We start from the raw sequence: 11,899 nt of genomic DNA, 5'->3' as shown, positions 1-11,899 counted from the left end.
GCGGGTCGATCTATTGTGCAACTACCCCCTGATACAATTATACTGGCTATTTGACTTCAATTTTCACTCCGTAGTTTGCTTGGCGATCGCCCGAAATTTCAATAGTATAATCGCCGCTGCTGGCTAGTTGACCTTGCCACTGACCTGTGCTATCAACAGTACCTACTTTTTCACCGTTAGGAGCAATAATATCTGCACTAACTTGACCTTCTTGAACCTTTACTGTCATGCTTTGGCCGCTATTGCATTCTAGCAAGTAGCGCTTCGATTTGTTGGCTGGCAAACTATTGCTGAGAGTAGTTCCGGTAGCACCTGCTGGAAAGCTAACTCGCTCAGTTACAGGGGTTTCCACCGCAGCGGGAGACGCCGCCGGAGAAGGTAACGGTGACGGGGAAGCAAGTTGCGGAACGCCTGAGAGCGATGGTACTTGAGTCGGATTCGGCGATGGTGCGCTGTTGGCGGGCAGTGTCTGCTGGGGTGCTGGGGGCACTCCGGGCTGGCGGTAGGCGCGCGCTGTTGGAACAGGGGGAGCGCTTTCCGGTAGGGGTACGTCGGAAGGCAATCTGATTTGAAGGTTCGCTCTTTCTTGATACATTCTCCACGCGAGCAAACTGCCGAGACTTATCGTGGAACCGACTAACATTCCGCTCAGAAAAATTGCCAATATTTGCCAGATTCGACTTGGTTTGCGATCGGGATTTGCGGTGTAATTTGTAACAGGTAAATCACCGATATTTTGACTGGTTTCCGGGGCATTTTCGGCGGAAATTGGAATTGTTTCTGTTTCGTCTATTGCCGTTAAAATATTTTCGGGTGCGGCAATTTCATCGGAAGTTTCTGGGGGTTGGGAAGTTGCTGTTAAAACATTTTCACTGGGGAGATTTTCTGTAGGAGTTTCTGGGGGTTCGGAAGTTGCTGCTAAAACATTTTCACTGGGGAGATTTTCTGTAGGAGTTTCTGGGGGTTCGGAAGTTGCTGCTAAAGCATCTTCAATTGGGGGGATTTCAGCGAGAGTTTCTGCGGGTTCGGAGGTTGTATGGGGATTGGTAATGACAGTATTCGCGAACTCATCGCTGTCAGTAGCAATTGTTTCCGGTTGCTGAGTCAAAATTTGATTTTTTTCCTGTTCGTTACTCATGGGACTAAATTTTTTGTACAAATACTGCTTTTAGACATTTTACGTTATATTAAATCTGGTGATGGTCGAATGATGCTGAGGGCGCGAGCGTCCCCTTCGCACTTAGGACTGAAGTCCTCACTACAAGCCAATTTTATGAGAAATTTGTCGGCTGGGGCGATCGCAAATTTACCAACTTTTAAAACCTCTGATATTTATCGAGATGGACGATTGACTCTAAGGAGCCTCCCTGTCAATGTTTCCACATTAGAAATAGCCTCCGAAATTCGTGTAGCCATCCTCTGTCTGTCCTGTTGGTCGTCTTTACAGACAATGATACCAGCATGGTTAGGCTGTGAAGCGTGCAGTCGAATAAAATCGATACGATTTAGTGTCAAAACTGCCCGTTCGTTTGTAACAGCGGCGCGGGTGCGTCGCTCATATATTGTCGTCAATTACCGAGATTATCGCAGCGACACACCCTACTTTCATATCAAATCCCGTTGCATAGGAATTATTAATCTCTCTATTCTCTCTCTGTGTCCTCTGCGCCCTCTGCGGTTAAATCATTTCCATACAACCGGAAACGATATCACTCGCGGCGCGGGTGCGTCGCTCATATATTGTCGTAAATTACCTAGATTATCGTAGCGACGTACCCTACTTTGACTACAAAATTGGTACATTTGAATTTATCGTTGGGTGGGGGCGGGTTTTTGAGATTGTGGGTTTTTGGCGGGAATTTTTGGCGAACCAGCCCCTACAAGATACTCAATTATTAGGCAAAGATTGCCAAAAAGGCCGGGGTTCAGGCTTCCTCACAGTATTCGTCGCCGACTGTACATTTCCTTTCAATTCTTGATAATATCTATCGTCCAGAAAACTCATGCTAACACCAGCAGGAAGCAGCAATTGGCGCAATCTTTCTTGAGTGTAATCTAGACCATCAATTATCGGGCCGCGCGGATTTGAGACTAACAACTTACCGTTAACAGGCACCGAATTGACCATATTCGGCCACCAAGCATAACCGCTGTAGCCAAACATCGCTGGAACCTGAACGATTTGGTCGTCTGCGAGGGAAAACTCTCTTTTCAACTTCTCTAAAATCGGATAGATTTTCTGCTTTTGCAGATTGAGATTGTGTTGAATTAAAGCAGGATTATTCAATGCAGCCCTGACTGTAGTTTCGGTGCTCAAGCCGCGATTGATTGTAACATCACCATAACCTTTTCCCGCCAATTCTTCCAACAGCCTAACTCCGGCTTCTGGACTGGCGATCGCCATTATATACTTCCCGGGAGTTTGAGTGGGAATAAAATTGATAATTTCATCGACTTGACGAGTCAAAAGCCAAGAAGTATCAATATCCACCGCTGGGCCTTGAATTCTTTGAGCTTGAATAAAATCAAGTACCTCAGGATTAAAACCAGCATTCCCCGAATTTCCGTAATAAACTCGACCCATTGGATGTCCGGGAATCGGTGGCGTCACTTGCAAATTGCCGTAGCCATCAGACCACTGATTCACAGGGTCTAAAGAGCGAGGTTTGCCAATTTTAAATACTCTTAAATCTCGCTCCTGAGTTGACTTTGCCGGCTTGTCGAGCGCTGAATTGCTAGGGCTTTTAATCGCGACATTAACTTGACGCATATCGGATTTTTCGGGAACTTGAACGTAGCCATTTTTCTGACTGTCTTGCATCCAAGCATTATCGCCCTGGATGATTTTTACTTGAGCGCCCGTGGGTTCTACAGCTTGTTTGAGTTGGGAGATAAATTCACTGTTAGCCGAGCCTCGGTCGCTGACCTGAAGTTCTGTTACGGGTGCTGTATTTGGTGCTATCATCCAAGGACTAACGCCCATTTGGATTGTGGTGGTGGCGATTTGTTGACCGTTGTTTTCGGCAGTTGCTTTGAGATTAACCTGGCCGTTCCAATTGCGATCGGCAAATTGTTTTGCTTCCACTCCTAAAACAATATTCGTGTTGAAAATTAGGGGTTTAGTACCGGATATATCTACAGGTAGCCAGCCGTCGGCAGTTTTCTGAAAAACGCTGATGTGAGAGCTGCCAATGCTGTCAGCGGTGATAAATAATTGAGAATCTTTGAAGTTTTCCGACAGGATTAAATTAACTTGAGAAAGCATTGCTGCGCGGCGAGGAACGCTAACCTTGGTTTCTTGCCAAGTCGGTATTTTGCTGCGGCGATCGTTATTGCGATCGTTATACACAATCAGCGCGCCGCTGGACAATGACCATTGTTCTTTTCCGGCTTCGTCTACCTGATTAATTTTGCCGTCTCTGTTAGTATCTCCGGCAAAGAAGAAGTTGGTCGCTGAGGTTGCGGGCGTAACTGGGGTGGGAGTTGCGGTTGCGGTTGATTCGGGAGTTGGTGTTGCGGTTGACTCGGGAGTTGGTTGAGGAGTTGGTTGTTGATTGAGTTCTAATTGTTGTCTTTGTTGTTCTTTTAGGGCGAGTTCTTGCTTTTCTAATTCTTGTCTTGTGAGTTCTTTTAGTGCTAATTCTTCCCTTTCTTTTGCTTGGCGGGCGAGTTCTTGTTTTTCTTGTTCTTTGCGGACTAATTCTTGCCTTGCAAATTCTTGTCTTTCTATTTCTCTGCGGGCGAGTTCTTTTTTCTCTTGTTCTTGTCTCTCTATTTCGCGGCGAGCAAATTCTATCTTCTCTTGTTCTTTTCTGGCAATTTCTCTTACCTGTTCTTCCTCGGCTCTAATTTTCTGTGCAGAACGTGCTACTTGCCATTCGTAGGTAGCGAGAGTGAGGTTTCCTTGATATTCGATGGTTTTGTCGATCGCCCGTTCAGCCAAAAAAGAACCGTGGGGAATGAGCCGGAGGTTATTGATAGCCAATTGCCAAAAGCGTTGCGACTGTTCCCAAGTAGCGGGATCGGCTTTAGAAGTGCGTCCAATGACGACGGCTTGGGAGGCTAATCTAGCAGCTTCGTCCCAGTTATTTTTGGCTTGTTTTTCTATTTCAATCTGATTTTGAAGGTTTTGGAGTTGCTGCGTAAGAGTTTGGGATTGGTTGCGGGGGCTTTCTGGTTGCCAATATTCGGGAGAAAACAGACTGCTGTCGGGAGTTTGGGCAAGTTTATCTAATCGTACCTTGAGGCGATCGCGCAATTTGTAGAGTTCCGGGAGGGATTGCGGAGTGTCGCCGTCGGGTTGTCGCGCCGAGAGTGCGAGTTTGTAGTTTAGAGTAGGTTGAGCCACTGTCGTAGGGATGGCAACCCAAATTATACCGATGACGACACCGAAAGCATTGACGATCGCGATCGCCACATATCGAACCCAGCGCATATAGTTAATCCTCAGACACCCAGATGATTTTACCTAATCTTGGTGCATTTAGTAAGATTTTAGGATAGGTTTGGGCAAATAGGACTTAGCATGGGGCCCAGAAACCGGGTTTTTCGCGAAAATACTTTGTTGCTACCGACAGATTAGGTAAAAAACCCGGTTTCTTTGTCGGAGTCGGTAAGTTCTGTTATGGGTAATTTGCGCCATGTTTTATGCTGCTTCATTTCTAGCTATTGCTGTTTCAATTTCGTCTGGGTAAGCATCAGCATAAGCCCAGGCATTTACTAAATCAGCCGCAGTCAAATGGGGATAGCACTTCAAAAGTTCAGCATCGCTGCATCCGAGACGGCGATACCCGACAAGTACCCAAACTTGTATGCGAGTATTGCCAACACAGGCATCGCCGCCACACACGCCGGGAGTTTTTTTAACGCCTAGAGAACCGTTGGTTAAAGTTTGAGTTAGGATGCTGATGAGTTTAGCTTTATCAACCGGATTTTTTGTTAGTTTGGAAGTTTCGCGGGCGGGAAGCAGCGAGCAAGATGGCGAGAAGAATCAGAAGAAGAGTGAAGTGAGGATAGATACTTGCTAAACCCTTATTTTTTCTTAGTGCGGTTGCGTTTTCTCGATTCAGCCGCCATATTTTTGGCTTTTTTTTGCTTTGCTTTACTTGCCTTAGAGCCATTGACAGGACTACCACCGATCGGTTTGCTTGACCATCCAAATAGATCGGAGTTTTCAGATGCAAGCGTAGGGGCAATTTTAGCATTATATATCTGCTGAAATTGTTTTAGACCTTCCTCCGTACTCATATCAAACCCTGCTTGATGACCGAGCGTTACAAAGGATTTGGCAAATCCGAATTTAGAAGAATCTTCCATAATCTCCTGAAATTCCGGCTCAATATCCCGCAGGTATTTGATAATTGAAGTGGCATTTTGCAGTTTAAATTCTCGTTTCAAAAATTGCCATAACGCCAATAATTCCGGGATAGCATTTTCACCGTCTTCCGGCGAAAGCAAAGTCACTTTCCTGGGAAATAAGTCTTCGATTACAGTTTCCACATCTGCCACTTTCATGCAAGGTAGTGTAAAACCTTCATAGCTGAAAGCGTAATAAATGAACTGCGATATCCAAGATCCAACGTCTGGATAAGTTTTACCGTATTCTTCTCCTTCGGGAGAATTGACAAATAACTCGATTAGAGTTTCCTGATAATCTTCCAGGAGGGGTTCTGCTTCGTCATAGTCTAGGCCGTCTAGTTGGCGGATGTTAAAAGGTTTATCTGACATAGTTGATTTTTTTTGAATTTAATTGACTTTAGATCTAAGGTTAGTACAACTTTGGCAGTTCGATTAATTCTTTAGGATTTTATTATATTTAAAATCTTCGATCGCAGAAATTTGTGCCATGTTTTAGGCTTCCTCATTTTCTTCGATCCCTCGTTCAATTTCTTCTGGGTAAGCATCAGCATAAGCCCAAGTATTTACTAAGTCAGCCGCAGTCAAATGGGGATAGCACTTAAAAAGTTCAGCATCGCTGCATCCGAGACGGCGATAACCCACAAGTACCCAAACTTGTATGCGAGTATTGCCAACACAGGCATCGCCGCCACACACGCCGGGAGTCTTTTTAATGCCTATAGCACCAGTGCTTAAGGTTTGAAGTAAAATTTCTATAGCCGCTGCTTTGTCGGCTGAATTTAAGGATGCTAGATCAATTTTTAATTCGGTGAGTGTCATTATTTACTATCCCATTTTTACAGATAGAATATCCTAGCTAAATTATAACAAAATAGGACTTAGCATGGGCCCAGAAACCGGGTTTTTTACGAAAATATTTCGTTGCTGTCGATAGATTCGGTAAAAACCCGGTTTCTTTGTCGGAGTCCATAAGTCCTAAATCTTAACTTGTCACCTTCGATCGCTCCCATCTCCTTACCCGTAGCTACGATCGCAAAAAAATGGTATACTTTCATATTAATCTCCTACCTAGAAAACAACACATCACTGTTGTATAAATTATTCATTTACTCCCTTATTCCCTAAAACTCTCAGCAAAATTCATGAAATTGCGCTCTTGCTGGCTAATTTTCACCCTCATCGGACTCTCATTAACAAGTTGCTCCCAGCCGAAGTCATCTCAAGAAATTGCTGAAACGGTTAACAAGAGCCTCGTGCTGATTTACTACGAAAATCAAGGCGGACACGGTACCGGGTTTATTGTACCGGGAAAAAAGGGAGTTTGCACTGTTCTCACCGCCGGTCATGTGGTTAAAGGCTATAGTTTGAAACTGCAAACTTATCAGGATAAACAAGGTCATACAACTGACAGCATTCAAACAAGTCCAACTTACGATTTAGCAGTGGTGACGTTTAAGTCGGCTGGGGAAAGTTGTCCTTATCCAAGTGTCAATTTTGGTGATTCTAACGAGCTGAAAGTAGGACATAAAATCTATATTTCTGGTTTTCCTGTTCTTCAAAATGAAGATTTAGCACCGGAATTTTTGGAAGGTTCAGTATCGAGGATTAATGTTGTGTTGACGGAGGGATATGGAATTAACTATACAGCTCAAGTTTCTGTTGGGATAAGTGGCGCGCCTGTTTTAGATGCTAGCGGTAAAGTGGTTGCAGTTCACGGGCAGGCGAAGGATAAATTGCCGAGGGGAATTCCCATTAAAACTTATCTGGCAAATCAGTCTTGGGAAAATCAACCCCTTGCTAAAGCAGACTATACTAAACTGCGCGATTTATTGGCGGCTGGACAGTGGGAGGAAGCAGATCGAGAAACTGATAACAAAATGTTAGAAGTGGCGGGGATACAACAAGAAAATTGGCTAAGCAAGGAAGATGTCGCAAATTTTTCCTGTCCCGATTTGCGGGCGATGGATCGACTTTGGGTAAAATACAGTGATGGACGCTTCGGCTTTTCTGTACAGAAGAGCATTTATCAACGTCTTGGCGGTGGCGCGAAAAATTATGATGGAACAGTCAAGGAAGCTTTTAGTGAGACGCTCGGCTGGAAAAAGAAAGGAGATTCGGTTTCTGCTTTCTTTCAGTATTCATCGCGTAGACTTACTTTTAATATCAATGCACCCGAAGCTCACCTCCCAGGTGGGTGGTGGGGTTCCGTGGGTTGTATGGGGGTTTGTGGTCCTTCTTTCCTGGATAGATTCGTAGATTGTAACTTATAAAGACTTCAAGTTTTTATTAAGAATAGTGAACGCATCAAAATCCACGAAGTCATGCGGTGTCTTGGTTTTCGATACATGGCAGTGGGGTTTTATCTGATGTCCATCGACCTCATTTTTGTATGTCATTGCGAGCTAAACGTAGTGAAGCGAAGCAATCGCAAGCCTCTGGGATTGCTTCACTTCGTTCGCAATGACATTCGCTGGCTATTAAGTATAATATCACTTAGCAGAATTAGATCCAGCAATCCGATCCTCTTCAGCCAAAAAAGGAGTTAAATCAATCTCTGGCGAAGACGGAGAAAACTGAGAAGTTGCCAACTTACCATCGCTATTTTGATAAACCGCATTACCACCATTCAACAAATTTTCAGTCATATCTCGCATTGCTTGATAAGCCTCTGTTTCGCTACCGGGCTTCAACGTCAACACCAGCGGACAAACCTCGTCGCCACTCAACTTAGTTTTAGCACAAATCACGTATTGATTCGGCGTCTTAGGCTCCTCTCTATAAGCTAACCGAATTAAACCATCTTTGCGATAACCGTTCAAGCTTTCAGAAATTATTTGGCAGCGTCTTACAGGCGTATAATCACCGCCTAAAGTTGTGACCATTTTTAGCCAAGGTTGTTGACCTTTATCGTGACGGTACATGACAGTCCAAACGTCACCTCCCCGCTGAGTATCTGGCTGAAGTTGGCAGGAAAAACGAGTATTTTGTCCAACCAATAGGGGTGTCCAACCTTGAACAACAGCAATTCCCGCACCGCCAATAGCCGCTAACAAACCTAGTACGCCGATAGTCAGGTTTGCGACGTTAAAGAACTTTCCACTATTACTCACGGTACAGAATCCTCGATAAAGTTTTGATAGACAACAACAGCGATCATAATAGGACTTACGGGGAGTCAGAAACCGGGTTTTTTTCGACAATACTTCGTTAAAGACCGTAAAAACTGCAAAAAACCCGGTTTCTTGGGCATCGACACGCAAGTTCTAAATAAGTTGAAATTTTCTACATCAGCCAAGTAACGCATTCCCGAAAACCGCCACGGAATTAATTCCCTGCCGGACTGGGCGAAGTTGCAGTAACTGACGTGTTACACTCAGTATATACTCAAAACTCACAGTGAAAATGATAAACCATCATGCAATTAGAAGATTACTTTGATTTTTTAACACCAGAAGATATCCGCATCAAAGGAACCCGCGTCGGTATCGAACACATTCTCTACGAATACATCCACCGCGGTCAAACTCCTGAAGCCATAGCTCAAAAATTTCGGACAGTGACTATGGCTCAAGTTTATGCTACGATTTTGTACTATCTGGAAAATACAAAGACAGTAGGTAAATATGTAGGAGATTGGTTAGAATATTGCCTCAAAGCTGAAGCTGAATACGATCGCAATCCATCACCTTTTGTCTTGAAAATGCGTCAGCTTAAAGAGCAAAATAAGAAATCTCAACAACTAGATCGAGTTTATTAATGAGTGTCAAATATCTGTTAGACGAAAATATCGATCCTGAATATCGGGTGCAGCTTTTGTATCATCAATCCGATCTGGTTGTGTTGATGGTTGGTGATGAAGGTGTTCCGCCGAAAGGAACGAAAGATCCAGAAATCTTGTGTTGGTGCGAGGAGAATAACTTTATCCTCGTTACTAATAACCGACGTTCAATGCCAGTTCATTTGTCAGATCATACAGCCGAAGGTCGTCATGTTCTGGGAATTCTCACAATTCGCTTGAATGCAGATATGGGCAAAGTGATTGACGAATTAATTGAAATTGCGGGAGCATCTTTTGAAAATGAATATCAAGATCGGATTGAATTTATCCCGTTAAATTAATTTATCTGGCGGACAATATAGATAAGAATCGGCGATTGAAATCGCTTCTACATAAACGAAGTCGGCCTCCGCCGACTGAAGAATATTGATATCAAACTAGACTTAAATACCCGCTTATTTTCTGAGATAAGATTCGGCGATTGAAATCGCTTCTACATAAACGAAGTCGGCCTCCGCCGACTGAAGAATATTGATATCAAACTAGACTTAAATACCCGCTTATTTTCTTAGTCCGCGCAGGCGGACTTTGTTTGTATAGACGCGGTTTCAACCGCCGAGTAATCAAGACGGTTGCTAACTCTAAAGAAACCGGGTTTTTCATCAAATATATCGACTACAGCGCGTCTTTTCGTAAAAAACCCGGTTTCTCGGCCTCGCAATCCTACAACTGCTTCACCTCAGCAACCAACTTCGCAACCACATCCTTAGCGCTACCAAACAACATCATTGTCTTATCTTTATAAAACAACTCATTGTCAACACCCGAAAAACCAGCACTCATCCCGCGCTTAATTACGATCGTATGTTTAGCCTTATCAACCTCCAAAATCGGCATCCCATAAATCGGGCTCGCCGTATCGTGACGCGCCGCCGGATTCACCACATCATTCGCCCCGATTACCAAAGCAACATCGGTTTCGTCAAATTGCGGGTTGATATCGTCCATATCGTACAACTGCGGATAAGGCACATTTGCTTCCGCCAACAGCACATTCATGTGCCCAGGCATCCGCCCAGCCACCGGGTGAATCGCGTATTTCACGTCAACGCCCATTTTTTCCAAACCGTCGGCTAACTCGCGTACTGCGTGCTGCGCTTGCGCTACAGCCATCCCGTAACCGGGAATAATTACTACCGATCGCGCATAGCCTAACATCATCGCACTTTCTTCGAGATTGATACTGCGAACAGTTTTGTCGATCGCACCACCAGCAACCCCAGCAGCCGCAGCACTTCCGCCACCGCTACCAAAGGCGCTAAACAGCACGCTACCCAACGATCGATTCATCGCCTTACACATGATTTGCGTCAAAATAATCCCCGACGCGCCCACCAATGCACCAGCGATAATCAGCATATTGTTCATCAAAATGAACCCAGCCACACTCGCCGCAATCCCCGAATAAGAGTTTAGCAGCGACACCACCACGGGCATATCGCCGCCCCCAATGGGTAGCACAAACATGATTCCCAGAATATTGGAAATCGCCACCAAACCGAGGAATACCGGCACATTTTCGGGATTCGTCAGCATATAGCCACTGCCGGCTAAAAGCGCGATCGCCAGCATGGCATTAAACGGCTGTTGTAGCGGAAACGTCATCGGCGCACCCGGCAGCAATTCTTGCAGCTTCGCAAACGCTACAAGGCTACCAGTGAAAGTGATTCCGCCAATCAACACGCCCAAAAGGATCGTGATTGTCGCGTCAGGTGCCGGCGATTCCGAAATGCTGAGATAGCGCCAGAATTCGCCCACAGCCACGAGGGCAGAAGCCGCGCCCCCAAAGCCGTTAAGCAAACCTACCATCTGCGGCATATCCGTCATCGCCACGGTTTTCGCCATGATTGTTCCGGCGATCGAACCAATGATAATTCCGACTACAATTAATTCGTAGCTGACTACTTGCTTTTCTAGTAATGTACCAACGATCGCAATTAACATCCCGATCGCAGCTAACACATTTCCTTGACGCGCAGTTGCGGGCGATCCCAACTGTTTCAAACCGACAATAAACAAAGATGCGGCAACTAAATAACCTAGTTGAATGGCACTTGGCAGAAAATCACTCACGCTTTAACCTCTTTTTTCTTGAACATTTGTAGCATTCGATCGGTGACTAAGAAACCCGCAACAACGTTAATTGTGGCAAGGGCGATCGCGATCGTCCCCAAAATCGAAGTAACAGTCACATTACCTTGGCCTGAAATTAGAATCGCCCCTAAAACCGCAATTCCTGAAATCGCATTAGAACCCGACATCAAAGGTGTATGTAGCGTCGGTGGGACTTTGTTAATAACTTCAAATCCCACAAACGATGCTAGGGTAAACACCACTAAACCTGCAATCAATCCTTCTGCCATAATAAGTGTGAGTTGGTGATTGGAAATAACTCGTTCTCGGTTGCGTTTTGCATTAAGATTCGGCGGTTGAAACCGCTACTACACAAACGAAGTCTGCCTCCGCAGACTAAGAAATAAAAGATGATTCGGCGGTTGAAACCGCTACTACACAAACGAAGTCTGCCTCCGCAGACTAAGAAATAAAAGGGGTATTCTAGCCAGATTTGGTATCACTGATAGGCAGAGCCCTGTAACTATAGAACTTCATTAGTCCGCGGAGGCGGACATTGTTTGTGTAGCCGCGATTTCAATCGCCGGGGCTTCATTAGTCCGCGGAGGCGGACATTGTTTGTGTAGCCGC

General features: G+C 44.9%; 13 protein-coding genes. 3 read left to right on the top strand and 10 right to left on the bottom strand.

Annotation, left to right across the window (positions count from 1 at the left end; translation table 11 throughout):
- Positions 1-46 precede the first annotated feature (46 nt).
- The 7 genes from JGK11_RS18780 to JGK11_RS18750 form a co-directional block, all read right to left on the bottom strand.
- On the bottom strand, positions 47-1,138 hold the full coding sequence (locus JGK11_RS18780) for a hypothetical protein (protein WP_293178188.1): 1,092 nt from the start codon (positions 1,136-1,138) through the stop codon (positions 47-49).
- Between the two features lie 194 nt (positions 1,139-1,332).
- Positions 1,333-1,572 (bottom strand): DUF5615 family PIN-like protein, encoded by a 240-nt coding sequence (locus JGK11_RS18775; protein WP_293192917.1) that lies wholly within the window; start codon positions 1,570-1,572, stop codon positions 1,333-1,335.
- Positions 1,573-1,888: 316 nt separating this feature from the next.
- The gene (locus JGK11_RS18770; RefSeq protein WP_293212454.1) at positions 1,889-4,435 is read right to left on the bottom strand and encodes a protein-arginine deiminase family protein; all 2,547 of its coding nucleotides are present in this window, start codon (positions 4,433-4,435) and stop codon (positions 1,889-1,891) included.
- 210 nt (positions 4,436-4,645) lie between these two features.
- Entirely contained in the window at positions 4,646-4,969 is a 324-nt protein-coding gene (locus JGK11_RS18765; protein ID WP_293212480.1) for a DUF433 domain-containing protein, read from the bottom strand.
- A 62-nt stretch (positions 4,970-5,031) separates the two neighbouring features.
- Positions 5,032-5,727 (bottom strand): hypothetical protein, encoded by a 696-nt coding sequence (locus JGK11_RS18760; RefSeq protein WP_293178182.1) that lies wholly within the window; start codon positions 5,725-5,727, stop codon positions 5,032-5,034.
- A 123-nt stretch (positions 5,728-5,850) separates the two neighbouring features.
- Positions 5,851-6,177 carry a DUF433 domain-containing protein gene (locus tag JGK11_RS18755; RefSeq protein WP_293212453.1) on the bottom strand — a complete coding sequence of 109 codons (327 nt, stop codon included), beginning with the start codon at positions 6,175-6,177 and terminating at the stop codon, positions 5,851-5,853.
- Between the two features lie 86 nt (positions 6,178-6,263).
- Complete coding sequence (locus JGK11_RS18750; RefSeq protein WP_293212452.1) at positions 6,264-6,413, bottom strand: hypothetical protein; 150 nt, start codon at positions 6,411-6,413, stop codon at positions 6,264-6,266.
- 87 nt (positions 6,414-6,500) lie between these two features.
- Here JGK11_RS18750 and JGK11_RS18745 point away from each other — a divergent pair, with 87 nt between their 5' ends.
- Positions 6,501-7,628, top strand: coding sequence for a GUN4 domain-containing protein (locus tag JGK11_RS18745; RefSeq protein WP_293212451.1), 1,128 nt, complete (start codon positions 6,501-6,503; stop codon positions 7,626-7,628).
- Between the two features lie 219 nt (positions 7,629-7,847).
- On the opposite strand, the gene JGK11_RS18740 is transcribed toward JGK11_RS18745, so the two are convergent.
- A complete protein-coding gene (locus JGK11_RS18740) occupies positions 7,848-8,468 on the bottom strand; it encodes a COP23 domain-containing protein (RefSeq protein ID WP_293212450.1) in 621 nt (206 codons plus the stop codon).
- Between the two features lie 305 nt (positions 8,469-8,773).
- On the opposite strand from JGK11_RS18740, the gene JGK11_RS18735 reads away from it, so the two are divergent.
- Positions 8,774-9,115, top strand: coding sequence for a DUF433 domain-containing protein (locus JGK11_RS18735; RefSeq protein WP_293212449.1), 342 nt, complete (start codon positions 8,774-8,776; stop codon positions 9,113-9,115).
- Complete coding sequence (locus JGK11_RS18730) at positions 9,115-9,477, top strand: DUF5615 family PIN-like protein (RefSeq protein WP_293212448.1); 363 nt, start codon at positions 9,115-9,117, stop codon at positions 9,475-9,477. The genes JGK11_RS18735 and JGK11_RS18730 overlap by 1 nt, the downstream gene beginning before the upstream one ends.
- A gap of 382 nt (positions 9,478-9,859) precedes the next feature.
- On the opposite strand, the gene JGK11_RS18725 is transcribed toward JGK11_RS18730, so the two are convergent.
- Together JGK11_RS18725 and JGK11_RS18720 are read right to left on the bottom strand one after the other, a co-directional pair.
- A complete protein-coding gene (locus tag JGK11_RS18725) occupies positions 9,860-11,269 on the bottom strand; it encodes an NAD(P)(+) transhydrogenase (Re/Si-specific) subunit beta (protein ID WP_293212447.1) in 1,410 nt (469 codons plus the stop codon).
- The gene (locus JGK11_RS18720; protein ID WP_106150865.1) at positions 11,266-11,559 is read right to left on the bottom strand and encodes an NAD(P) transhydrogenase subunit alpha; all 294 of its coding nucleotides are present in this window, start codon (positions 11,557-11,559) and stop codon (positions 11,266-11,268) included. Before JGK11_RS18720 ends, JGK11_RS18725 begins: the two co-directional genes overlap by 4 nt.
- Positions 11,560-11,899: the final 340 nt, after the last annotated feature.

The sequence above is a fragment of the Microcoleus sp. PH2017_34_RAT_O_A genome (genome assembly GCF_020737885.1).
GTDB lineage: Bacteria > Cyanobacteriota > Cyanobacteriia > Cyanobacteriales > Microcoleaceae > Microcoleus.
This window is presented reverse-complemented; position numbering and strand designations above follow the sequence as displayed.